Raw genomic sequence first — 24,704 nt, forward strand, 5'->3', positions numbered from 1 at the left:
AATCCCCGTATTGTAAAAAGAAAAATGTCTAAATATAAACGATAAAATTCCAATTATAAATCTGAAATTAGAGACTTGAATAAAGATTTAAAAATCCTTTTCTCAATGGCAGATTGAGAATTTAATTCACGGGTATTGAATTTAGAAATCATCCTCCAACGTCGGGTTAAAAATCGAGCAAATGTCTTATGGATTGGCTAATCTCAATTGATGTATTTCACCTTGGTGATTGGATTATTGCCCAAAGTCCCACTCCTACACCATTACCAACACCGGCCAAAAATGTTAATGATATTGAATTACTCAAAAGCCAATTGGAATTTCTCAAGGCGACCAATGGTCAATTGAGTGAAAGTTTTAACAAATTTGTGGGTGCGATGCAATTTACCTTAGTAGTATTTGCATTTTTAGGTGGATTTTTAGCCTATGTATTTGGCAAAAACTTAGACGATGCTAAAAAAATTGCCAGCCAGGTCATTCGCCAGGAAATTGATAATAAAGTTGCTGATTTAGTAAAATCAGAAGTCGCAACAGTTACGCGAACTTTGCAGCGTGAAAGGGTGATAGCTTCGACGGTTGTAGATTATTACTTGCCTAGCAATGATCTAGAGACTAATGATTGTAAATTGTTGCAAAAACGAGGCTTTCAAAAAGTTAGGTTTTGGAATCAAAGAAGACAACCTAAGAATCCAATAGGTGATGTTTTTATACTGGATTTAATAAATTCTAATCTGCTTTCAGGACAAGAATTCGCTGGGCTTTCTGATACTGATGCAACTAACAAACGGGAAGAAAAAGTTAAAGAGCAAGTTGATTTTGTACTGAATTGGCTGGAAAAAGCAACCGTTCTCGTAATTTATGTTAAGGGAAGGTATAGAGAAATTGATAATTTAGCAACGCGAGTTGATTACTATTACGTTTCAGCAAATGCACCTGTGAGTTTAATGGGAATTGTTACAGATTCTGCTTACGTTGCTCATGGTGAAAAGAATTAAGTTTGATTCTATTATTACTAACTTTCACACTTTAAAGGGGTTTGACCTAAGAGGCTGTTTGAAAAGTTTTAAGGGGTGAAAATTTATGCCAATCTCCTGACCATGATACGGATCATGGCAAGATAGATAAACGTCTCTGAGGTTTGAGGTAGTAATTCATAGTCTCTGACCAACCGCCGATACCCCATGAGCCAACCGAAGGTGCGTTCAACAACCCAACGTTTGCGGAGTAAAACAAAGCCTTTGTGCTGTTTGGGGCGCAATACTACTTGCACAATCCAGTGGGAAACATCCATAACCCACTGCATAAACTCAAAGCCATCAAAACCAGCATCGACCCAGATGGTCGTTAAGCGGCAAACCTGCTTCCCCATTTGATTGACTTTCTTGAGTACTTGTTTACGCACAGAGATTCTATATGTAGAGATATTGCATACCAAGCCTTTGTTTGAGTTACTCGCCTAAACCCTTCTAGAATGAAAACTATTGTAGGGAATTTTATTAATAAACTTGTTTTTATTGTGGGAGGTATGATGAGCCGTCCAATAATTCTTGGTATTGTCGGCGACAGCGCGGCTGGGAAAACAACACTAACGCGAGGAATCGCTCAGGTACTCGGCCCAGAAAATGTTACGCTCATTTGTACAGATGATTATCACCGTTACGATCGCCAACAACGTGCAGAAATTGGCATCACTGCCCTCCACCCGGACTGCAATCACTTAGATATTATGCAGCAACATCTGTCGTTGCTACGCACGGGACAACCAATTCTGAAGCCAGTTTATAGCCATAAAACCGGCACATTTGAGCCACCGCAGTATATCAAGCCGAATAAATTCGTGATTATTGAGGGATTACTCGGTTATTCTACTCGTGCTGCTCGTGACTCTTACGATGTGAAAGTTTACCTTGCACCCCCAGAAGAACTACGCGCTAAGTGGAAAGTTAAGCGAGACACCCAAAAGCGCGGCTACACGGCTGAACAGGTATTAGCGGAACTAGAAAAGCGTGAACCAGACTCATCACAATTTATCCGTCCGCAGCGGCAATGGTCTGATATAGTCATTAGTTTTTATCCACCCACCGAGGAAGATGATGAAACCAATGGCCATTTAAATGTCCGTCTGGTACTTCGCCCGACAATTCCCCACCCAGATTTTACTGAGATTGTCAACTCTGGCTATGGTAATTCTGACTCAGCAATCCGCTTGGGGCTAGACAGGGATATGAGTAAGCCTGTGGATGTCTTAGAAGTTGATGGTCATGCAACCTTAGAACAGGTAAATAAGCTAGAGCATATTATTTGTTCTGATATGCCCCATTTACGAAGTATTTGCGATCGCGAAAGTAATCCAGAACTGGGTAAAATTGCTGGTACAACTGGAGAAACACTGCAAAGTTATCCTCTGGCTTTGACTCAGTTGATCATTACCTACCACATGCTGAAAGCAACGCAAACTTATCAGTGATTAGCTAAAATGAAGGGGTTTGAATGGTTTGCGATCGCGTGTAGTATTGAACTGTTGAATTATGCGAGCGCACTATTAGTCTGTCAAGTTTTAATTGATGGGTAAGCAAGTTCGTAGTGAGGACTTTAGTCCTTATTTTCTAAGCACTAAAGTGCTTACTACAAACCCTAAAAACTATCTTGACAAAGTAATATAATTATGATTATAAACTCAGATACTCATGATTGTGACTTGACGGGGGCTTGCAGCAATTCAATATCTTTAATTTGAAGAATGCCACTACTCTCAAATTGCACACTGATTTGAATCTTGGCAGCATTCGCTTCTTTTTTGAAATAGGCACGCACTTTGTAAGGCTGAAAATTTTCCGTTTGTGAAACTCCTCTACCCCATGAAGTTGTTCTCATTTCGCCCGATTCTCTTGGTCTACCTACACCCAAACTTACTGCAATTGATTCTTCTGTGTTCAGCGCTTTCGCATTAAATTGACAAGCAAGAACACACTCTTGGACATCGGGTTCTGCAACTTCAAACAATATGACTTTTCGCAAAGGATCTGTACTATTAGTTAGAAAGCGCTGAGTATTATCGTCATAAGCTTCAATTTGCCAACTTTCTCCGACAATTGTAATGCCTCCCTTTGTCACTGTGGAATCGGCAGGTGTGAATTGACGAATCAATACAAATGGCTCTGCGGCTTCGGGAATAGCAAGGGGTTTTTCTAGCTCCTTAAGGGCTTCCTGAGCTTTAGAGAGAATAAAATTTGTCAGATTGTTGAATAGCTCGTCAAACATAGCGTACTTTACTAATTACTCAAATTTCAGGTATTGCTCATGATTGTTACTTTACAGGGGCTTGCAACAATTCAATATCTTTAATTTGAAGAATGCCACTACTCTCAAATTGCACACTAATTTGAACTGTGGCAGCATCTGCTTCTTTTTTAAAATAGGCACGCGCTTCATAAGGCTGCAAATCTTCCGTTAGTAAAACTTCTGTTGGCCATAATCTCGTCATTGTGCCCCATTGTCCCGTTCTCCGCCAACCTAAACTAACTTTAATTGGTTTTTCTGTGTTTAGTGCTTTCGCGTTAAATTGACAAGCAAAAACACACTCTTGGACATCGGGTTCTGCAACTTCAAACAAGATGACATTTCGCAAAGGATCTGTACTATTAATTAGAAAACGCTGAGTATTATCGTCATAAGCTTCAATTTGCCAGCTTTCTCCGACAATTGCAATACATCCCCTTGTCACCGTAGAATCGGCAGGTGTGAATCTACGAATCAGCACAAATGGCTCTGTGGGTTCGGGAATGCCGAAGCGCTTTTGCAGATCGTTACCGACTTCTTGAAGTTTAGAGTCAATAAAACCTTTGAGATTGTTGAATAAATCATCGAACATAGCGATCTCCTAAATCATCTTATTTTTAGTGTTCCCTTTGAAGGTTGTAAATGAAATTACCCATAGAAACTGACCAAGGTTAAAGATTTTCTCAAATAAAGATGTTTTTGAGAGCAAACAAGGGATAAATAAAGATAGTTACATCTTTAGTGACTATTCTCTTAGTTTCCTATGACCTATTGCCTCAGAATTGCCGACTTACCTACAAATGAGCGTCCGCGTGAGCGATTAATGACGCATGGTGCAAAAATTTTAGCCACAGCAGAGTTAATCGCAATTCTACTAGGCACCGGTCAAGGCCCAGGAAAACTCTCTGCTGTAGGTTTGGGACAATATATCTTGAGCGAATTAGCCAAACACCAACGCGATCCTTTGGTAGTTCTGCGAGAAGTTAGCCCTGCTGAGTTGATGCAAATTTCTGGTGTTGGCCCGGCGAAGGCGACAAGTATTTTAGCAGCAATTGAATTGGGTAAACGCGCTTTTCAATCTCGTCCCAATGACGGCACATTAATCGATAGCCCACTTGCTGCGGCTGCTACCCTCAGTCAAGATTTGATGTGGCAGATACAAGAACGTTTTGCAGTGGTGCTATTAGATGTTAAGAATCGCTTATTGGGTACGCAAGTAATTACCATTGGTACCGCAACCGAAACTCTAGCCTCTCCCCGTGATATTTTTCGAGAAGTTATTCGCCAAGGTGCAACGCGGGTAATAGTTGCCCACAACCACCCTTCTGGGAACCTTGAACCCAGCCAGGAAGATATAGAATTGACGCGTCAGTTGTTAGCAGGGGCGCAGCTTTTGGGCATTCCGGTACTAGATCATCTGATTTTGGGCAATGGCAATCATCAAAGTTTGCGGGAACTAACAACCCTGTGGGATGAGCATCCGCAGGGGGATTAAGATAATTTGTAATTCGTAATGACGCTCGCGGACTCGCTACCGCTACGCTAACGTAATTCGTAATTAAAGACTCGTGAGAATTGCAAACCGCAGATCCCGGACTTCTTAAAGAAGTCCGGGATCTTGTTTCTGCGCGTTTGATTTAAGATTGCTATGGTAAAACTTATTTGCTTTCCTGCATATTTCTGACTAGTTTAGTCACTAGCTTTCTGGGAGTAAATCTTACAGATTCAGCAAGGAGCTTATTTTTAATTCCAGGAACGACAACAGTTTTGTTTTCTAATAGACCACGATAGCCGATTTGGGCTACTGTTTCCGCAGTCATAATTTTTTGACCGCTTACTAGCTTTGAGTCTTCCATTGCGGCTCTTTGTTGAAAACCAGATTCGGTAGGCCCTGGACAAAGCGCTGTTACAGAAACACCTGTATCTTCTAACTCATTTGCGATCGCTTCTGTGAACGATAATACATAAGCTTTACTAGCGTAGTATACTGCCATCAGCGGCCCTGGTTGAAAAGCAGCAGTCGAAGCCACGTTTAATATTTTTCCAGACCCCCGCTTCACCATACCCTTAAGGAATAACTTGGTTAAATGTGTGAGACATACAACATTAACCTGTAGCATTTGCATTTCAGCATTCAGGTCAATTTCGTGAAATAATCCGTAGGTAGCAAACCCAGCATTGTTTACCAGCACATCAACTCTGATAGATGCTTGTTCTAGCTCAGTGAAAATTTCTTCTGGGGCTGATGGATTTGATAAATCCTTGGAAATAACTTTGACAACAATGCCAAATTTATTTTTAAATTCATCAGCGATTTTATTCAGCTTGTCCACGCTTCTAGCTACCAACACAAGATTGTAACCATCCTGAGCAAATAACTTTGCAAATTCATAACCGATGCCGCCAGATGCACCAGTAATAAGAGCCGTTTGTTTGCGATTACTCTGCATAATTTTTTCTTTGTTAACAGCTTAAAAATGAATCATTAGTTATTAGTTGTTATTAACTTAACGCTCTTTAACCTTAATTATTCTCTCTTCACAATAATTAAAAATTGCTAATTAATAAAAACTAATCACTGACTACACAACAAGCATTCCCCACACTACTACTGACAGCAGATTTAAAATTAGTGAAGTACACAAGCTAAGTCTTAAAGCCAGATATTTTACTTCTAACTTCTAACTCCTGAATTCTAACTCCTGAACTCTAACTCCTGAATTCTGACTTCTGACTCCTGAATTCTGCTGTAATTTATTGCCATCGTGAGATTTCCAAGCGGACTGCCACATTTTGACCTAAGACTCTTTGCCCACGTTCAGGTAGGGGAACGTATGCAACATATACATTTGAACTAGATTCTGAAGTGGGATTTAAGTTCGTTACTGGCTCTTTGTCATTGGAATTCCAACTGTATTTAGCCTTGTATGTGCCATCTGTTGCGAGAACATCAGTAATTAGATAGTCAGTCCACAAAGGCACTTGGTCGAGATGGCTGTCACGTAACCAATTCGTCTCTTGTTTTGTGAAAGAATGTAGTGCTAAACGTAGGGCATATCTACACACATTATTATCACTAGCTGAGTTTTTTGGGATTAAAAAGGCTGTAAACAGAGGAACGGGTTTATCGGTTCTGGTTAACTCTTGTGTGATTGGGCAATAATGAGCGATCGCTTGCTCATATATAGGAGTAGGAAGGCCACGCAAAGCAACCCTAGTTTCTAGTTGATAAAAATTCTTGTTCTGTTCTTTTAGATCGACATTACTCAGAGACAGTTTCACCTGAATATCACCGAACAAAAAGCGTTGCAGATTTTGATAACCTTCTTCCGAGTTTAATATACCATAACGCCCACCATGAGCGCGATGAATATATGCACGATGAGATCCCGTGATGTAGGCTTTGTCAATCTGAACTAAACCATCACTTTTCACCCCGACAGCCTTTCGTGAAAGACCCAAAGCCTCTTCATAATCATGTGCATTAGTGCCGATTAGAGAAAAGACGCGGTTTGGCGAAAATGCGCTTTCTATACTTTGTAACTTTTCTAGTTGAAAATTATTAGGTAATTTATCGGTTGGCTTAACATAAGGCGTTAAATACTGGTACATCCTTTGGGGGCCAAAATCATCAGAATTATTCAATTGAAACCTGTCCCTCAGTTCTTCCAGCAAGCCACTTCCGACTTCAAAATAAATGCCACCATGAGGTGTACCGTAGGTAAAGAATTTATCAATGTGATCGACAGCTTGCTCACCTTTTTCTGGATAAATCTTTTGAATCAAGCTGCGACAAACAAGACCTCCCATTGAGTGGGCGACAAGATAAACTTTATCTGCACCCGTCGTTCGCTTGACATTTTTAATCAAGTCTCTTAAACCTTTAGCTATCTCCTCCATCTCCTGACGAACTACACTTGAGGAGCCAAAACTAGGTGTAGTTACATCATAAAATCGGTAGATCCAAATAGTTTTATGAAGTTGACCAGACAATCTTTGAATCTGATTCCTCACATTCTGATTATCAACAATCGGTTGATAACCATGATCGGTCATTAGCCGCAGCAAGGGACTCTCAAAAACAAACTTTTGGGGATTTTCTTTCTGGTCTACTCGAATATGTGTTGAACCACTATTGAACCCATAAAATGGATCATTAACTGTTTGTTCAACATCTTTTTGTGTACCTGCATATCCACGAACAAAGATTATTGGTAAATACCGCATCTATATCCTCACTATTTATTGAAGAAGAATTCAGAATTCAGGAGCGGAGCCGGAGACTCCGAAGCTCCGGTCAGAATCAAGACGCGACTCGAAAATACTCGCTAACGCTACGCTATCCGTCACTCGCACAGAAAACATTGCTGAATTCTCACTTCTGACTCCTGAATTCTGTTCGATAAATATTTTTGCTCGTTCCCATATTTAACCTGGGAACGAGTGCAGCATCCAGACAAGTTGTCTTAGAAAGTTTTCACAAACTCAATTAAGGCTTTCTTGTCTTCATCTGGCAGATTTGAGCCAAAATAATGACCCTCATCTTCAACGAAGTCGGGAGATTTGTTAGCTCTTAAAAGCACACGTGCCAACTTATCTTTGATTCCACCGCCCGGTTTCAAGTCTTGGAAAAGGCTGCTGAGATTGAGAGATGTAATCGCCTCTCTAATATTGATGCTTGCCAGCAAATTCACAGGCGTACCTTTAGGAATAGGAATCCTAAATCTCGGATTTGGATCTCCTGGAGGAAGCTCTAATTTAGTATCTTGAGATGTCCTGCTGATAATTCCTTCACGCTTTTCAGGCCACAGCAACTTTTCCATTGCATCCGTATAGGCTTCCACACGCCCTTTCACTGAAGGATCTTCGTTGTAAAGTCCTAGTGTGTTGTTGTGCAGAAGTGGTGCTGTTGCCCAAATACTAACTAGCGAAGGTGTGCGGTAATATCCCAAACCGCCATCTGGTATTTTAAATTCGATGGGTTTTTTCTGATCGAAGGGGTTGTACAGCGTCAAATTACCTGGTGACGGTAGTTCTTTGTAGGTTTTAGATGAGAACTGATCCCAAATATGCCCCTTAGTGGCATTTGTCCCTAGCGATCGCGCCGCATTGGTACCAATTAGTGTAACTGGATAACGCTGGTCATCAGACAAGAAGTTGTGGTCGAGAAAATTACTACTGAGTACAGACTCTTCATACCATTTCTGAGCCTGTTCGGAGTCAGCAGCAATTTCAGCAGGTGGCTTTTTGCTGGAATGGCAACCAGCACAAGTACTAGCAAAAACCAGTTTGCCACGTTTGAGAACTTCTTCGTCTTTGGTTAAGAACTCTTCACCACTCGGTGCATCTTTTAAGTGCATCGGCTTGATGGTTTTCAAGAATGCTTCGGCATCAGCCATGCGTGCTTCTGTCTGTCTCCAGCCTTCGCATTCCTTCCGTGCCTTTTCGATATCAAAAGGTTTTTGGGGAGTTCTGCCTAATAAAGGTTCATGGAGAGTCGTCCAGTAATCGCCGCACATCCCAATATTGACGTAGACGCGTAGTGAGGCATTTGCCACTCCTGTAGAGTCTGCACCATCCTTGAGAATATGATTGACATCCTTGATTGAACCATCGTTCATCACTTCTGGATATGTGGGGCGATCGCCTAAATTAAAAATGGCATTGATCGCATTCGGATTATTGATGTGATCGTTACCAATCCGAGAAGTATCAGATGTACCCGGCCTTTGAGAATCAAGTACTTGCTTAACAAAACTATTTGCCCCAACGCTGGATGCAAATAATTTGCTTTCCTTGATGTACTGATTACCCAATGCTGCTACAAGGTTTTCCCATTTCGGGTGTTCCTTGTCTTTGGGTGGGTTGAGAGGATCTAACGCTACATGACAGATGGCGCAAGACTGCCCAATGACGTATGGAGGCTCAACTTGTGAAGTTTTGGCATATTCAACAGGGTTCCATTTTGTCGAGTCGAAGTTGGGATTTTGGAACTTACGCAACCCAATAACGCCGGTTGAAAGTGGATCTTTGCACTTATCTAGCCACAAACCGTATTCGTCTGGTGTTGTTGCTTTCTCACATCCAGGATCGTTAATAGCGCCATAGCGTTGGAATCGTTCATCATGCACACGCGAGTCAATCAGCTTTAGCAGATCAACACCACCATGTGTCCGCTTCGCTAAATCACGATAGTACTTAGAATTACCGCCAGTCCATAAGTACCAAGTACAACGGCCCCGTTTCTCGGCATCTGTCAAATTCTCCGTTCTGTAGTCTGGTAGATAACCGATACCTTCACAGTTGTCAGGGTATTCAGATACACCCGTATCCGAATACTTAGTACTTACGGGCGCAAGTGTTTCACTATACTCATCAGCTAAAGCTGTAGGCGTTCCATAAAAGCCGCAGACTATAAACATAGTCACGAATAGCAGGAGCAGACAGCCCTTAAAAATTAGACTTGTCTTTTTCATAAAACTCTTTGTTTGTAAGACCTAAACCTTCTCCACAGCACCTCACGTTTGCAGAGGTACATTAATACTTCATCACTAATTCCCCATTTTCCAGATTTAGTCTTGGGATATTTTGATGATTTTAAATGTACCTTACTGAGGTTCGTTATATATGAACTTACTACACAAGTTTGCAAAACGTCATCAATAAACTTTTATACATTTTTAACCTAAAAATTTAAAAATTTGTAAACTTACAATGGTGTTCAATAACCAATTTGCTATGGTTATATCCATTCCCTAGATACTTGGTTAAGTTTGTAACAAATTGTTAGAAGCTAATCTTAAGGTTGACTTAACCTTTTAAGAGAAATGAAGACAAAAATTTTCATTTTTCTTAAGATTTTGTTTGTTCATGTTGTAGGTTTACAAACTGCAAAAGACTTTATATAACTGTAAAAACCAATAAGGATAAACATCCATGCTGAAACTGGGTAGGAAAATATAAGTAACAAAAACTTAATACTTAGCTTTCGCATCCGAAAACCTCCACTGTAGATTTGTAGACATAAAACATTACCCTCCCAGAGACACTAGAAATCATAATTCTCTGGCGAGGCTATTCGTGCTACGAAAAATTCTGACACCTAATTTTATTGCCGAAAAAACACAAAAGACAGAGGAACAGATGGAAAACGATATTATCTTTGAACCATTGAGATTCCGTAATCTCACAGTAAAAAATCGGATTTTTCGCTCTAGTATTTCTGGAAGATGGGATAACTATGATGGTTCAGGAACCCAAGCCCGAATCAACTGGGAAGAAAAGTTTGCTCGTGGTGGTGTAGGGGCTATTATTACTTCCTTTGTACCAGTCGCCATCCGGGGAAGAATTATGCCCAATTACGCCACCATTGACTGTGATGAACGCATTCCTTTTTGGCGAAAAGTAGGAGAAAAAGTCCACGAATATGACTGTAAATTTATCTTACAATTAAGTCATTCGGGGCGACAGCAGGACATTGCCGGTATAGAAAACTCAGGCAAAAAAGCCTTAAGTTCCACTAGCCAAACTGAGCCATTCCACGGCTTTTTGTGTCAAGCGATGACACTAACAGAAATTAAAGAAACAATCCAATACTTTGCCGATGGTGCTAGACGTGCCCGTGAAGCGGGTTTAGACGGAGTAGAATTGCACAGTGCGAATGGATATCTTTTTAACCAATTTCTCAGTTCTGGAATTAACGATCGCCAAGATGAATATGGTGGATCATTAGAGAATCGAGCGCGGTTTCTGCTAGATGTAATTAGAGCAATTCGTAAAGAAGTAGGTAACGACTTTCATTTACAATTCAAAATTAGTGCCGTTGACTATAACAACGCCGTCACCTTTTGGGAAAAACCAGGTAATACCATAGAAGATTCCATCCAAGTTTGTAAATGGGCAGAAGAAGCCGGGGCTGATGGCGTGCATGTGTCAACTGGTAGTTTATTTCCTCACCCACTCAATCCCATTGGTGATTTTAATTTTGATGTTATTACTAAAACTTATGATGCGATGTTGTCAAGTGGCATTGAAACCACACGCAACTACATTTTATTTCGCAAATCATTTCTGCATCCAATTTTCAATCTTTTATGGAACCGTGTGAAAAAGCAATTACCTCCTCAAGCATTTAGTGGTGATGATGTAAAAGACCCCAAAATTAAGCAGTTATTAATAGAGAACCAAGGCAGAAACTTGCTGGATTCCAGAGAGATTAAAAAGCACGTTAATATTCCCGTATTATGCACTGGTGGTTTACAGCAAGCTTCATATATTCGTCAAGCAATTAATGATCAGTATTGTGATGGCGTCACAATGGCTCGTACCCTAATTGCTAACAATTACCTAGTTAAATCTTTTCGAGAAGGTAAAGACCTAGCAGATAAACCTTGTACCTATTGTAATAAATGTCTACTGAATGTAATTGAAAATCCCTTGGGTTGTTACGAGCAGGATCGCTTTAATAGTTATGAAGAGATGATGGAAGAAGTAATGTCAGTATTTCATCCAACTCAGTTTGCCAATTCATCTAAATAAAAAGCGATGGGTATCACATTGACAATTTCGCTTACAGATAATCTCGACAATATAGGGAGTGTTTCATGACTGAACAAACAAACCCTACCCTACTTCCGACCTCAATTAAGGGAGTATTCCAGCGGATTTGGGTGGTGATTGTAGGCATTGTAGCAGTAGCAGTATTTTTCCTTTGGCCTGTTTTATCTAACTCCCCAGTGGATTATGCTGACATAGAAAACCACTTTAAATATGGTTCCATCGGCAGCGAACCCATCAATGGCATCCCTTACTGGATTTGGAAAGTTTTACCAGAATTATTCCCAGATAAATTACCCGGACAAGGTTATAATTCTTTGGGATTTATCAAAGAAGCTGACAAAGATTTACCTGTAGGTTTTTCGCAACGGCGAGTCTTTATTGATCGAGTTGGGTTAAATTGTGCTGTATGTCATACAGGAACACTGCGAAATACCCCTAATAGTGAACATCAAGTCATGACTACGATGCCTGCTAATGTGCTGAATTTGCAGGGATATATCAAATTTTTATCAGCAGTTGGTGTGGATGAGCGCTTTACTGCTAACCGGATGTTACCAGAAATTGAAAAAATTAGTGGTGGTCTTAATCCCATTGAAAAATTACTTTATCGCTTCATTGCAATTCCCCAAACTAGAGATGCACTAATTAATCAGGCATATCGACTTAAGTTTGTGGAAGAACAACCAGATTGGGGGCCAGGAAGAGTAGATACTTTTAATCCTTATAAAGCAATTCAATTCCATTTCCCAATGGATAAATTGCGTGAAGATGAACTAATTGGTACTTCTGATTTTCCCTCAATTTGGAATCAAAAACCCCGCGAGGGATTGCAGTTACATTGGGATGGTAATAACACATCTGTTGATGAACGTAATAAAAGTGCAGCCTTAGGAACTGGAGTCACACCCACAACAATTGATTTGCCTCGAATTCAGAGAGTTGCTGATTGGCTGTGGGAACTACCACCACCCAAATATCCTTATGAAGTTAACGAAACTTTAGCGGTCACAGGAAAACCACTTTTTGAAAGTAATTGTGCTAGTTGTCACGCTTTTGGTGGTACGGATATAGGCAAAGTTGTACCAATTCAAGAAATTGGTACAGACCCTCATCGCCTAGATTCATTTACCTATGAAACCATCTCTAACCAAAATACGCTGTATGCAGGTTATCCGTGGCGCTTTAAGAGTTTTCGCAAGACTAATGGCTATGCGAATATGCCTCTTGATGGTGTTTGGTTACGCGGCCCTTATTTGCACAATGGTTCAGTTCCTACCTTACGGGATTTACTAGAAAAACCAGAGAACAGACCACAAGAATTTTATCGGGGCTACGACGTTATCGATAGAGAAAAAGTTGGTTTTGTCTCTGATGTAGCCGAAGAAAATGGCAAAAATTACTTCAAGTTTGATACAAAACTTGATGGTAACAGTAATAGCGGTCACTTATACGGCGTTGATCTTTCCCCAGAAGAAAAAGATGCGATCGTTGAGTACATGAAGAAACTTTGAAAAATATTTTAGCGAGAAAAAACCTAAGTTTATGGCAATACTTAAGTCAAAATTAGGGAAAATAATCACCTCAATTGCTGTAGTTATTGTCCTTCTTTTTGGGGTTGTGGGTTATGTGGGATGGTACAACCTTTTCCGCGAAGTTCCTAGCGAAGTTTATGAGTTACCGGAGGATCATTTTAAATATGGTTCTATTGGTACAGAACAAGCGCAAGGTGTACCGTATTGGATTTGGTTAGTATTACCACGCATATTTCCCGATAAGCTACCAGGCCCAGGCGGTTATACTTCTCTGGGAATTACCTGGGAAGAAGGTAAAGAGCTACCAGTCGGTTTTTCTAAAAAAACAATCGGGTTTCCCAGAGTTGGGATAACTTGTGCTGTTTGTCATCATGCTACTTATCGAGAAAACCTTAAAGATAAGCCAACAATTATTGCAGCTGGACCTGCTAATAGATTTGATTCGCAAGGCTATATCCGCTTTCTCGGTAACGCTGCTAGTGACCCCAGATTTGAACCGGATTATATCCTTGATGAAATCAAATATAGTCATGAGTTTAGCTGGTTAGAAAACCTGCTTTATCGTTTTATAATTATTCCCCAAACCAAAAAAGGGCTGCTACAACAAAGTGCAGACTTTGCTTGGACTGATTCTCGTCCTAATTGGGGGCCAGGTAGAATTGACCCGTTTAATCCTGTGAAGTTCACTACTTTAAAGTTGCCTAAAGATGACACCATTGGTAACTCAGATATGATGCCTCTGTGGAATCAAAAGCAACACCAAAACTTTGCCCTGCATTGGGATGGTTTAGAAACTTCGCTGCGAGAAACGGTGCAGACTGGGGCGATTGGTGACGGTGCAACTAAAGAGTCTCTACCTGTAGAGGATCTCCAACGAGTGGAAGATTATATTTCGGAACTACCGCCTCCTAAATATCCATTTGCAGTTGATGAGCAACTAGCTACACAAGGAAAAGCAATTTTTAACAATACTTGTGCATCTTGTCATGCATTTGGCGGCGAAAGAACTGGTAAGGTGATTCCTGTTGAAGAGGTGGGAACTGACCGCCACCGTCTAGATATGTGGACGCAGCAAGCAGCAGATACTTACAACAAATTTGGTGATGGTTATTCTTGGGACTTCAACCAGTTGCGGAAGACCAATGGTTATGTTTCTGTCTCTCTTGATGGTCTTTGGTTAAGAGCGCCTTATCTCCATAACGGTTCAGTGCCATCCCTACAAGACTTGTTAGAAAAACCGGAGAATCGTCCCCAATCTTTTTATCGAGGATTTGATGTCTATGACCAAAACAAAGTTGGCTTTATTTCCGAAGGAGAAGAAGCGCAACGTGTAGGTTTTAAATATGACATTAGTGTTCCTGGTAATAGTAACCAAGGACATATCTATGGCACTGATTTACCTGTCAAAGATAAACAAGCATTAGTCGAATACTTAAAAACTTTGTAACCAAGTTATGAACAAATATGCTGTTTGGTTCCGGGCGCTCGTCTGGTTAGGTGTTATCCAAAATTGCGTGATGGGTATACCCGCTATCTTCGCACCGAATTGGTTGCTGGAATTACTCCACCAAAGACCTACCGAAGACCCAGTATGGACTTCGTTTGCTGGCTTGCTAGTGGTTCTGCTGTCGCTGTTCTACATTCCGGGAGGAAATGACCCGTACCGCTACACATCTAATGCGGTACTAGCGATCTTTGCGCGATCGCAAGGAGTCATTTTCTTTTTCTTTATTTACCCCAATGTTTATCCCGCTTTCGGGATTATCGACTTGGTATTTTTCTTGTTCCAAGCACCACTGTTGATACTGACTATGCTCAACAAACCTCAAGCTTCTACGCCGGATAACGATGTTTTAAAGTATGGCGGGTCTACCTACAAAGAAGTAACTTGAAGTTGGTTTTTAGAGCTTGTTTGAAAAGTGGTATTTTGTGATTTTAATCGAATTATTACCCCCCTTAATCCCCCCTTGTAAAGGGGGGAAACCGGAAAATCTTGTTCCCTCCCCTTTGCAAGGGGAGGGTTAGGGTGGGGTAAAAAATATTTGATACATCAATCATGACTTTTCAAGCATCCTCTTAGGTGGAACCAATTTTTAGATCACAAAGACGCGATTTATCGCGTCTCTTGCCTTAACCGAACAGTATTGGAAATCAACCTTCTTTTTGATTTGGCAAAACACCCTCAAGCATAGATTCTAATTCTTTATTTAACCGACCAGATTTGACAAATTCTGCATAAGTATCTGCCTCAATTGCCAGCAGTTCTCCTCGAAATTGTTCTGTTGTAAAGCTCTGAAGATTGGGATATTCACCCTGTAATTTGTCAATTTCTATCCGTAAATCTGCAAGTTCACCTTTGATTAGTGTCTCTTGATAACGGCGAAACTCTGGGTCAATACCTGGGCGTTTGTCTGCCTGGAGATGTTCTAAAACGCGTTCTAAGGCAACATGACGGGCAACGAATTCTAAATATTGCTCACGTAAGGGTGCATCACCTAGCAAATTGAGTTTTTCTAGCAATGGTTTGATGGTTAATCCTTGGACAAGTAGAGTAAATAAAACTACTCCAAATACCGTTGCAATGATTTTTTCTCGCTCTGGTAATGTTACTGGTACACTCAATGCTAAGGCAATGGAGACTGAACCACGTAATCCTCCCCACCAGAGGATAGTTTGTTCTGGTAACGAAATGTCCGATTTGGTGATGCTAGTACTAAATCTGGTGAGAATCAAAATAGCAACTGCTCGCATCAAAATCATTGCTACCACTGTCACCATGATGATTTGCAGGTTTTCGCCTAAACTAGCAAAGCGTATTTGGTCGCCAATTAGCAAGAAGACAATGGAGTTAACAAAGAACGCCAAAAATTCCCAAAATTCGGAGACAATAATCCGAGTGCGGGGATTCATGCCGATACGAGAGCCAAAGTTGCCTAAAATCAAACCTGTGGTGACAACCCCAATTACCCCAGAACCACCTAAGTCTTCGATAATCAGGTAAGTGCCGTAGGCGGAAACTAGGGTTAAGGATTGCTCCACTAAAGGCAAATCGAAGCGCTGGGTGAGGTAGGAAATCCCAAATCCAATGAAAGCTCCCACCCCTACACCAATGCCAACAACTGTAAATAACTGCAATAAAATTGGCTGGAATTCCAATTCCACAGTTCCCAAAGATAAGGCCACCAAAAAACCAAAGGCAACTACAGCCATACCATCATTGAATAGGCTTTCGCCTTCCATTAAGGTGGTAAGACGACTACCTACGCCGAGTTGGCGGAACAAAGCGGTGACAGAAACCGGGTCAGTGGCAGATAGACTGGCGGCGATGAGTAAAGCTGTAGTTAAGGAAATACCAACGAATTGATTGAGAGCGATCGCTACTCCGGCGATCGCAATTAACACCCCAAACACCGCATACAGGCAAATTGGCACTAAATCCCGCTTCAGTTCTGACCATTTCAAATTCCATGCGGCTTCAAATAGCAGCGGTGGTAAAAAAATGAACAAAATTAATTCGGGAGAAAGGGTTACTAAACGGACATCCACCAACGCCAAACCTAACCCGACAATCACCAGTAGCAAAGTGTAAGGGATATTGCGAAACCAGCTAAATATCTGCGGTAGTGTCGCCACACCTAAAGATACCGAAAGTACCAGTAGAAACTGCTTGAGATTGTTTGTAATGACTTCTTCGGCGATCGCGGATTCAAGTACCATAAGTAAATTCCTGGTATAATTTTGCATTTATCGAAACAGAATTCAGGAGTCAGGAGTCAGAATTCAGGAGTCAGAATAAAGCCGTGAATTTTGTATATAGCGGTTATCAGTTGAGTGCAATACAGACCTAACCCCCAGCCCCTTCCCTACAAGGGAAGGGGAGTAAGATTCAAAGCCTCTCTCCTTTTAGGAGAGAGGTTTGGAGAGAGGTCAAACTGTATTGCATCCAAACGAGAACCGCTATGTCTGGCAGACTTAGATATGACTATTCTCAGATGACACCAATTCAATTTAAGACTTTAATTAGCAGAGAATGAAGATTTTACAGTTAACCGAACATTTAGGAGGAAGGTCTTGGGTAATAACATTCGAGACCGCTTTAAAAATTTCCGCCGTCGGGGTTCGCAGCCGGAACAACTCCAACAGCTACAAACAGACTTGCTGGCAGAATCGACTCTAGACTCAGCTTACATAATTTTGATTATTAGCTCCTGTGCGATCGCTACTTTAGGTTTATTGTCTAATAGTGCGGCCGTGATTATTGGCGCGATGATTATTGCCCCTCTAATGTTGCCGATTCGTGGGTTAGCTTTTGGTGCTTTGCAAGCAGATATTACATTATTCCGCAAAGGAATAATTGCTGTAGCAGTGGGGACTATATTAGCGGTTGCGATCGCCTGGACTCTGGGTTGGCTAGTAGGGTTGCCCAGCTACGGTAGCGAGATCCTGGCTAGATCAAGACCAACATTATTAGATTTGGGAATTGCGGTAGCGGCTGGCGGTATCAGTGGCTACGCAAAAGTTGAGACGAAAATCTCTACTAGTTTAGCGGGAACTGCGATCGCTGTTGCTCTTATGCCTCCCATCTGTGTCATTGGTTTAGGCTTGGCACAAGGAAATTGGTCACTCAGTTTCGGAGCAACCCTACTTTATCTCACCAACTTGCTGGGTATCGCCCTCTCCTGTATGGTGACATTCGTGGTAGTAGGTTACACTTCAATGGCGCGGGCCCGTCAACCCCTAATTTGGACTATGGCTTTGACGGCTATTTTGGTAATTCCCTTGGGAGTAAGTTTTGCCAGACTTGTACGACAGGCACAACTAGAAAATAGTCTACGACGGGCATTATTAAACCGAACTGTCACTTTTGGACGCTTGCAGTTGCTCAACAGTAATACCAACTGGTTGACAAATCCTCCAGAAGTCCGTTTGAGTGTCCGGGCAAGGGAACCTGTCACACCTCGGCAAGTAGAATTATTAGAAGAATTTATTGAACGAGAGATGGGGCAACCATTCACTCTCATTTTTGAAGTTGGTCAAGTAGAGGAAATTCGACGTTCTGAACCCACACGCTGAACTTGCTAATTTGGCATGAATGAGGAGAAAATCTATCAGTCAAGTCAAACTAACTTTCCAAGATGCAATAGTGGATGTTACCGAATTAGTCAAAGTTTCAATTATTCTCTTGCTCCTTGCTACATGTGTAGCTCTGCTATCCCGGCGGTTGGGAATCCCTTACGTTACGGGTTTAGTATTAGCAGGTTTGCCCATTACTGAGCTATTGTCTCGACCAATTGGTTTAAATCCAACCCTAGTTTTGAATCTTTTCTTACCAATTCTCATTTTTGAAGCTGGTATTAATACAGATGTCAGCCGCCTACGCAGCACCTTTAAACCAATTGCCCTACTAGCTGGGCCAGGGGCTGTGCTTTCTAGCGCTATTATTGCCGCCCTCTTAAAATTTGGGCTGGGATTGGATTGGATACCTGCGTTATTTGTCGGAGTAATTCTGGCAAACACTGATACAGTTTCAATGATTGCTGTATTTAAGGAGATACCAGTTCCCTCAAGGCTTTCCACCATCGTTGAAGGAGAAACTCTATTCAATGATGCAGCGGCCCTAGTTTCCTTCAACCTGATTTTGCAAGTATATTCAACAGGCTCACTCACATTTTTAGAGGGAATCCAACAACTGCTATTTATCTCTTTAGGGGGATGTGTTGTGGGGTTAGTCTTGGGCTACTTGAGTATACCTATATTCGCCCGTTTAGATGATGCTCTTAGCAGTCTTTTGTTGACAGTTGCAGTTGCATTAGGAACTTTTCAGGTTGGGCAATTTCTCGGTGTATCGGGTGCCGTGGCCGTAGTTGTAGCTGGATTAATTTTCGGGAATTTAGGGCTTTCTGGCAATACTTCTGCTTCTAATCGCATCACCTTATTAAGTTTCTGGGAATATGCCAGTTTTACTGTCAACACCTTTATTTTTTTGTTGATTGGTGTAGAAATAGACCTAGTAACGCTTTGGAGAACTTTACCTGCAATTATATTTGCAGTTTTGGCTTATCAAATTGGGCGAGTTCTTACAGTTTATCCTCTACTAGCAGGGATTCGTTTGATTGACCGTCCAATTCCATTGCGCTGGCAACATCTACTCTTTTTAGGTAACATCAAAGGTTCGCTCTCAATGGCTCTGGCGTTGAGTTTACCTCCAACACTACCAGGGCGAGATGTCCTCATCGCTTTAGTTTTTGGTAGTGTGCTGGTGTCGTTAGTTGGACAGGGTTTAAGTTTGCCTTGGGTGGTAAAACGTTTGAAATTATCTAAATTTTCAGAAGCTCAACAACAAGTTGAAGAATTGCAAGCCCAGTTAATGACGGGTAAGGCAGCACAAGATGAATTAGATAGTTTGTTGAAATCAGGGGTGTTACCAAAAGCTGTTTACGAAGAGATGCGTTCAGCTTATCAGGTGCGAATTGCCAGTGCAGAAAAGACACTGCGGGAACTATATAATCGTCGCCCTGATGAGGTAGAAGGTAGAAGTGGCAAGAGCAGTAAACTGGAAGCCATTCGCCGACGTTTACTCTTAGCAGAAAAAGGAGCGCTCAATGAGGCAATGCGGAAGCGAATTCTCTCAGAAGAAATAGTGCGTGCGCGGATACAAATTCTTGATGAACAATTACTGAAATTAGAAGATGATTAAGGATATGGGGCATTGGTCAAAATAGTTGTGTTAGCAGTAGCGGGGCTAAACGCTCTGCTAACAGCACTCTTCATCCCCCTGGTTACGCCGTCCCACCTTGCCAAGGGTGGACTTATAATGTGCATCTTCATGCAGAATTGTTATTAAGACATCCTAGTACCGCAAGGCGGAATTAAAAATTAAAAATGAAGACAGCGTAAGGGTTTTGTTGATTGGGAATGGGTGGTTTATTTCCGCCGTGCTGTACTATAGGACTCATATTTGATTTCTGAAAAAACTCAGTACAACTAAGAAGCCTTCTTGACTATTGCCTATTGCCTATTGCCTGCCTACGCAAATCAGTTCAGAAATCAAAGCGGATTCCTATAGTAGCTAATCTTGTTGTTAAAAAATTGAAATTACAGTAATTTAGTTTTTAAAGAGTGTATTCCATTCAATTGAAAACCGCTGTCAAATCTCACAGTATCTTTTTGGTAAGTACGCCACTTTTAAGTGCGTACTTCTCATTTTATATGTATATACTTTACTATTTAAATAGTTACAAATTAGGTCTAATCAATCAGAACTCTAAACTTTGAATTCTAAATTCTTCTAAAAACAATTAACAACGAGGTAAACTTATGTCTCAAAATACAATTACCCACTTAATTCACGATCGCAATGCCCGCGGCCACGCTCAAACAGGCTGGCTCGATAGTTATCACACATTTTCCTTCGGTAGTTTTTACGATCCTAACCGTATGGGATTTCGCTCTCTGCGAGTGATTAACGACGATCGCATCGCCCCTGGGGCTGGATTTCCTACCCACAGTCATCGTGACATGGAAATTCTCACCTACGTCTTAGAAGGTGCTGTAGAGCATAAAGACAGCTTGGGTACTGGGTCGGTGATTCGCCCTGGTGATGCCCAAATTATGAGTGCTGGTACCGGAATCAGCCACAGCGAATTTAATCCCTCGCCAACTGAACCACTGCACCTGCTACAAATCTGGATTCTTCCCGATCGAGAAGGAATAACGCCAAGATATGAGCAAAAAGCTTTTCCTCTCGAAGAAAAGCGCGGTAAACTCCGCTTAATTGCCTCTAAGGATGGGCGCGATGGTGCTGTGACAATTCACCAAGATGTTGAGTTATATACATCTGTTTTAGAGTCAGGTGATGTTGTTAATTATCAAGTCAAAAGCGATCGCTATGCCTGGTTACAAGTAGCCCAAGGCATAGTCAACTTAAATGGTGAAGAACTCAGAGCCGGCGATGGTGTGCAGATCAACGGCGAAGAACAGCTAGAAATTAGCACCAACATCGGCGGCGAAATCTTGCTTTTCGATTTGGGCTAATATTCCAGCTAAAGGGCGGTTAGAAACCGCCTCTACACAAACAATACAACAAGGGGCTTAACCCCCCTTGTTTTGTCTTAGAGGTTGTTTTAAATTACCTAAAAATAGCTATTACTACTGCATTCTGTCGATTGTGCGATACTGAATTGCTTCCGCTACATGATTAGTTTTTAGTTCATCTTCTGCCGCTAAATCTGCAATAGTCCGTGCTACTTTGAGAATGCGATCGCTAGCTCTTGCCGATAAACCTAATTTCCTAATTGCTACTTCTAATAAATTCCGACTAGCATCATCTAGTTTGCACCATTTCTGGAGATGACGACTTTGCATGTGGGCATTGCAACGCAAATTTGCTTCTCCTTGGAAGCGGGTAATGGCGCGATCGCTTGCTTGTTGAACCCGTTCGCGGACTGATGTTGATGCTTCTCCAGTAGGTTGTTGGGTAATTTCTTCTGGTTTCAAGCGATTCACTGCAACTTGTAAATCAATTCGATCCATCAATGGCCCAGAAAGTTTGGCCCAATATTGCTCGCGTTGGCGGGGAGAACAAGTACATTGTTGGATGGTATCGCCATAGTAACCGCATGGACAGGGATTAGTACTCGCCACCAAAGTAAATTGTGCAGGAAACATTACCGATAATTTGGTGCGGGAAATTGTGACATAGCCATCTTCTAAAGGTTGACGCAGAAATTCTAAAACATCTCGTTTAAATTCTGTCAACTCGTCCGACATTTTTATATAGTTATTTTTTATAACCCTTGCAAAATAACCATCCTAGCTGTATATCATTCATATAAACGATAAATAATGCCTTTTTTCTATACATTTCTCTTAAATTCAAATAAGACACGCAATTTTGACCAAACTGTAATTAGTATTACCCGATGCCTTTGTTTATACCAAGGCAAGTATTAGCAAAAAATGCTACCTGAATGTACTTGCCACTTGAAAGCATAAATGGCTCAAAAATTCAAGTGGAAGACTCAAAAAGACAAGATTGATAAAAAGCTGCGATCGTTAAACCTAGCTGGATAATCCTCAGATATAGCAAAAGTTTAAATACTACGTGGTTGCAACGCCATACAGTTGAAGAATATCCACATGATTCAGCTTCAATAATTTTCCAAGCAACAACTTGGTTATTGGTAGTTGTAACCGCAAGTATAATTAATTATTTATATAATTTGGGAAGATAGTAACTTATCAAAAGTTAGTGATCTAAGGTAATTAAAAAAATTTAAATTAGCTTTCATTTACAGAAAACGCATAGCTACCATCTGGAAATCGGATAACTGGAATCCAAAAAGGTACTCCATCCCAGCCTTTAGGAGGAGCAATTTTTCCATTAGTTCGAGTCATTAATAATGTAGGATAATTGGGGTTAATTCCATACGGAGTGTTTCCAGCATTGCCAGGTAAAACAGCTCCTATTTCAGAATAGCTCCTGTACTGACTTTTCCCAATATCTGCTGATCGATTAACGATAACTAATGTACCTATATTTTGGTATCTTTGCTGATCTCGGAGGGCAGAAATGGCTTGCCTAATCAAATCATCATTCCAAGCACCGCTTGATCCAGGTGTTTTGTACTGAAAATCCAGAACCTCTAAAAGCTCATCAATTGTTACCGTATATGGGTGTTGCTGATTAGAATATTTAGTATTAGACAGTAGATAATCAAGTTCTTGGGTTTGATTACCCAAAATATGAGGTTCAGATATTGGTAATGACGGAAAATACTGTTTTCCTCCTTGATAAGTGATTCGATTTGTATTTTCATTTAATACATTACGGCGAGTCGGTTTAATTCCTCTTGCCATCAAAGGAATAAGCTGAATAGGTAAATGAGTTGCTTGGCACTGTTCTCTGACTAAATCATCACTCTCATGAATGTCAACAAATCTTTGAGCTAAATGAAGTGGCAAGTAAATACGAATAGCTAGTAATTCATTTCGACGATATCCATACATTCTTGCGTGCTGTAAAACTGTATCCATCTGTGGTTGTTGAGCATCTCTACCGTAGTAAGTAACTAGAAGATTCTTGACAGTGACACCACGACCTATTTTTGTACCCCCTATATAGAGGGTATGTCTTCGTGCTGGATTAGGCCTAATTCCTTCACCAGTATCAGAGTTAATTTCTATAACTTCTGTAGAGGTAATTCGTCTTGCTGTTTCTATTAAAACATCATCGAATGATGGAACATTACTAAAACTTTGTTTTAGATCATTATAAGCATTTTGTAATTGTGTTGTGAGAATAGCAGACGCACCAGTTATTGGGTTATTAGGATTTTGTTTAAGTTGGTTCGTCAATTCATTCTTAAAGTTATCAACTAATACTGCTGCTAAATGATGATCTCCCTGTCTAAAACTAGTATGGAGTAAATAGGTATATTTTTTAGAATTTCCCTGTAGTCTTAAAATTGCTGATCCTAGAAAAAACACCAGCATTGACTGTATAACAGTATCAGGAATACTGCTGCTGTTCCGTAACCTATCAAGATCAATGTCAGGCACTAGACGAATATGATCTGAATTATTAAAGTTACTGTTACCAAAAAAGTAGTTACCACCCGCGTAACCTGTACCTGGTGTAGTGACAATAACAAAATCTGGTCTGAAAGCACTTTGACTATCTTGTAATAGTAATGCTTGAGGAGTAGCGGTAGTTTGCAAGTATGTATGAGAATTCAGATAATCTCTTAAATTAACAATTGCTCTATTTACTGAACTTGTAGGTTTGTTTTGATCATTAATATTCGTATCTAAACTAGCTTGATCCGCCTCATCATCAATAATAATAACTGGTTGATTTTGCCAGTTTGATAGCTGGACGATATTTAAAGCATCTCGCAAACGACGTGGATCTTTAGGACAAACTAAAGCTAGTGGTAAACCATGAGTAGCTCTTGAAGTTTGTCTAATTTCTGCCTTCCCAAAAACTTGAAAACTATCTAATGCCCCTTTAATTCTTTCAAGCGTTTGCTCATAGATATCATTTAAATTGGATGTCATTACTACAAAATTATTGAAATCATTATCTGCTGCTAAAGCCATCGTTGTCAAAATAATTGATGTTTTTCCACTTTGAATGTGACCATAAATCAATCCTTTAACAGAGCCAGTTTTTGTAGTTTCCAAACATCCTTCTAATACTTCAGAGGCAGTTTCAAGGATTTGCTGAAAATCAGCGTATGAGATATTCTCTTCATCATTTAAATACTCCCTAAGATTAGTAATATTATCTCCATTAAGTGTATTTATTTGCGCCATATTTTTACCTCCTTAATC

17 protein-coding genes and 2 pseudogenes are annotated in these 24,704 nt (G+C 40.7%); 10 read left to right on the forward strand and 9 right to left on the reverse strand.

The features are described 5' to 3' along the window. Window positions 1-188: 188 nt before the first annotated feature. The gene (locus HUN01_RS28385) at window positions 189-995 is read left to right on the forward strand and encodes a hypothetical protein (protein ID WP_181928962.1); all 807 of its coding nucleotides are present in this window, start codon (window positions 189-191) and stop codon (window positions 993-995) included. Window positions 996-1,078: 83 nt separating this feature from the next. Here HUN01_RS28385 and HUN01_RS28390 read toward each other — a convergent pair. After that, a pseudogene (locus HUN01_RS28390) lies at window positions 1,079-1,390 on the reverse strand (transposase); the annotation flags it as partial. Window positions 1,391-1,528: 138 nt separating this feature from the next. Between HUN01_RS28390 and HUN01_RS28395 the strand changes: the two are divergent. Further along, window positions 1,529-2,467, forward strand: coding sequence for a phosphoribulokinase (locus HUN01_RS28395; protein ID WP_181932853.1), 939 nt, complete (start codon window positions 1,529-1,531; stop codon window positions 2,465-2,467). A gap of 218 nt (window positions 2,468-2,685) precedes the next feature. On the opposite strand, the gene HUN01_RS28400 is transcribed toward HUN01_RS28395, so the two are convergent. After that, the gene (locus HUN01_RS28400; protein WP_181928963.1) at window positions 2,686-3,261 is read right to left on the reverse strand and encodes a hypothetical protein; all 576 of its coding nucleotides are present in this window, start codon (window positions 3,259-3,261) and stop codon (window positions 2,686-2,688) included. A gap of 46 nt (window positions 3,262-3,307) precedes the next feature. Then, window positions 3,308-3,871 carry a hypothetical protein gene (locus HUN01_RS28405; protein ID WP_181928964.1) on the reverse strand — a complete coding sequence of 188 codons (564 nt, stop codon included), beginning with the start codon at window positions 3,869-3,871 and terminating at the stop codon, window positions 3,308-3,310. 171 nt (window positions 3,872-4,042) lie between these two features. On the opposite strand from HUN01_RS28405, the gene radC reads away from it, so the two are divergent. Next, complete coding sequence (gene radC, locus HUN01_RS28410; RefSeq protein ID WP_181928965.1) at window positions 4,043-4,774, forward strand: RadC family protein; 732 nt, start codon at window positions 4,043-4,045, stop codon at window positions 4,772-4,774. Between the two features lie 163 nt (window positions 4,775-4,937). Here radC and HUN01_RS28415 read toward each other — a convergent pair whose 3' ends face one another. The 3 genes from HUN01_RS28415 to HUN01_RS28425 form a co-directional block, all read right to left on the reverse strand. Continuing rightward, a complete protein-coding gene (locus HUN01_RS28415; protein WP_181928966.1) occupies window positions 4,938-5,729 on the reverse strand; it encodes an SDR family NAD(P)-dependent oxidoreductase in 792 nt (263 codons plus the stop codon). A 304-nt stretch (window positions 5,730-6,033) separates the two neighbouring features. Beyond that, a complete protein-coding gene (locus HUN01_RS28420) occupies window positions 6,034-7,506 on the reverse strand; it encodes an alpha/beta hydrolase (protein ID WP_181928967.1) in 1,473 nt (490 codons plus the stop codon). A gap of 239 nt (window positions 7,507-7,745) precedes the next feature. After that, window positions 7,746-9,755 (reverse strand): hypothetical protein, encoded by a 2,010-nt coding sequence (locus HUN01_RS28425; RefSeq protein ID WP_181928968.1) that lies wholly within the window; start codon window positions 9,753-9,755, stop codon window positions 7,746-7,748. Between the two features lie 604 nt (window positions 9,756-10,359). On the opposite strand from HUN01_RS28425, the gene HUN01_RS28430 reads away from it, so the two are divergent. The 4 genes from HUN01_RS28430 to HUN01_RS28445 all read left to right on the forward strand — a co-directional run bounded on the left by HUN01_RS28430 (window position 10,360) and on the right by HUN01_RS28445 (window position 15,262). Beyond that, window positions 10,360-11,817 carry an NADH:flavin oxidoreductase gene (locus HUN01_RS28430; protein ID WP_238845691.1) on the forward strand — a complete coding sequence of 486 codons (1,458 nt, stop codon included), beginning with the start codon at window positions 10,360-10,362 and terminating at the stop codon, window positions 11,815-11,817. Window positions 11,818-11,882: 65 nt separating this feature from the next. Then, the gene (locus HUN01_RS28435; protein WP_181928969.1) at window positions 11,883-13,349 is read left to right on the forward strand and encodes a c-type cytochrome; all 1,467 of its coding nucleotides are present in this window, start codon (window positions 11,883-11,885) and stop codon (window positions 13,347-13,349) included. A gap of 31 nt (window positions 13,350-13,380) precedes the next feature. Next, window positions 13,381-14,817, forward strand: a complete 1,437-nt coding sequence (locus HUN01_RS28440; protein WP_181928970.1) for a c-type cytochrome — start codon at window positions 13,381-13,383, stop codon at window positions 14,815-14,817. Between the two features lie 7 nt (window positions 14,818-14,824). Further along, entirely contained in the window at window positions 14,825-15,262 is a 438-nt protein-coding gene (locus tag HUN01_RS28445; RefSeq protein WP_181928971.1) for a hypothetical protein, read from the forward strand. A gap of 259 nt (window positions 15,263-15,521) precedes the next feature. Here HUN01_RS28445 and HUN01_RS28450 read toward each other — a convergent pair whose 3' ends face one another. Further along, complete coding sequence (locus tag HUN01_RS28450; protein WP_181928972.1) at window positions 15,522-17,087, reverse strand: cation:proton antiporter; 1,566 nt, start codon at window positions 17,085-17,087, stop codon at window positions 15,522-15,524. Window positions 17,088-17,441: 354 nt separating this feature from the next. Between HUN01_RS28450 and HUN01_RS28455 the strand changes: the two genes are divergently transcribed. The 3 genes from HUN01_RS28455 (at window position 17,442) to HUN01_RS28465 (ending at window position 21,404) form a co-directional block, all read left to right on the forward strand. Then, on the forward strand, window positions 17,442-18,443 hold the full coding sequence (locus HUN01_RS28455) for a DUF389 domain-containing protein (RefSeq protein ID WP_181928973.1): 1,002 nt from the start codon (window positions 17,442-17,444) through the stop codon (window positions 18,441-18,443). Window positions 18,444-18,513: 70 nt separating this feature from the next. Then, the gene (locus tag HUN01_RS28460; RefSeq protein ID WP_181932855.1) at window positions 18,514-20,067 is read left to right on the forward strand and encodes a cation:proton antiporter; all 1,554 of its coding nucleotides are present in this window, start codon (window positions 18,514-18,516) and stop codon (window positions 20,065-20,067) included. A gap of 620 nt (window positions 20,068-20,687) precedes the next feature. Continuing rightward, window positions 20,688-21,404 (forward strand): pirin family protein, encoded by a 717-nt coding sequence (locus HUN01_RS28465; RefSeq protein ID WP_181928974.1) that lies wholly within the window; start codon window positions 20,688-20,690, stop codon window positions 21,402-21,404. 114 nt (window positions 21,405-21,518) lie between these two features. Here the strand turns inward: HUN01_RS28465 and HUN01_RS28470 are convergent. Together HUN01_RS28470 and HUN01_RS28475 are read right to left on the reverse strand one after the other, a co-directional pair. Next, window positions 21,519-22,133, reverse strand: a pseudogene (locus HUN01_RS28470) (ATP-binding protein); the annotation flags it as partial. A 516-nt stretch (window positions 22,134-22,649) separates the two neighbouring features. Beyond that, window positions 22,650-24,686, reverse strand: coding sequence for a Z1 domain-containing protein (locus HUN01_RS28475; RefSeq protein ID WP_181928975.1), 2,037 nt, complete (start codon window positions 24,684-24,686; stop codon window positions 22,650-22,652). Window positions 24,687-24,704: the final 18 nt, after the last annotated feature.

This window comes from Nostoc edaphicum CCNP1411, from assembly GCF_014023275.1.
GTDB lineage: Bacteria > Cyanobacteriota > Cyanobacteriia > Cyanobacteriales > Nostocaceae > Nostoc > Nostoc edaphicum_A.

Bases quoted from the DNA above. Each gene is read 5' to 3' on its own strand.
- HUN01_RS28385 (WP_181928962.1), top strand. From the start codon at position 189: ATGGATTGGCTAATCTCAATTGATGTATTTCACCTTGGTGATTGGATT.
- HUN01_RS28395 (WP_181932853.1), top strand. From the start codon at position 1,529: ATGAGCCGTCCAATAATTCTTGGTATTGTCGGCGACAGCGCGGCTGGG.
- HUN01_RS28400 (WP_181928963.1), bottom strand. From the start codon at position 3,261: ATGTTTGACGAGCTATTCAACAATCTGACAAATTTTATTCTCTCTAAA.
- HUN01_RS28405 (WP_181928964.1), bottom strand. From the start codon at position 3,871: ATGTTCGATGATTTATTCAACAATCTCAAAGGTTTTATTGACTCTAAA.
- radC (WP_181928965.1), top strand. From the start codon at position 4,043: ATGACCTATTGCCTCAGAATTGCCGACTTACCTACAAATGAGCGTCCG.
- HUN01_RS28415 (WP_181928966.1), bottom strand. From the start codon at position 5,729: ATGCAGAGTAATCGCAAACAAACGGCTCTTATTACTGGTGCATCTGGC.
- HUN01_RS28420 (WP_181928967.1), bottom strand. From the start codon at position 7,506: ATGCGGTATTTACCAATAATCTTTGTTCGTGGATATGCAGGTACACAA.
- HUN01_RS28425 (WP_181928968.1), bottom strand. From the start codon at position 9,755: ATGAAAAAGACAAGTCTAATTTTTAAGGGCTGTCTGCTCCTGCTATTC.
- HUN01_RS28435 (WP_181928969.1), top strand. From the start codon at position 11,883: ATGACTGAACAAACAAACCCTACCCTACTTCCGACCTCAATTAAGGGA.
- HUN01_RS28440 (WP_181928970.1), top strand. From the start codon at position 13,381: ATGGCAATACTTAAGTCAAAATTAGGGAAAATAATCACCTCAATTGCT.
- HUN01_RS28445 (WP_181928971.1), top strand. From the start codon at position 14,825: ATGAACAAATATGCTGTTTGGTTCCGGGCGCTCGTCTGGTTAGGTGTT.
- HUN01_RS28450 (WP_181928972.1), bottom strand. From the start codon at position 17,087: ATGGTACTTGAATCCGCGATCGCCGAAGAAGTCATTACAAACAATCTC.
- HUN01_RS28465 (WP_181928974.1), top strand. From the start codon at position 20,688: ATGTCTCAAAATACAATTACCCACTTAATTCACGATCGCAATGCCCGC.
- HUN01_RS28475 (WP_181928975.1), bottom strand. From the start codon at position 24,686: ATGGCGCAAATAAATACACTTAATGGAGATAATATTACTAATCTTAGG.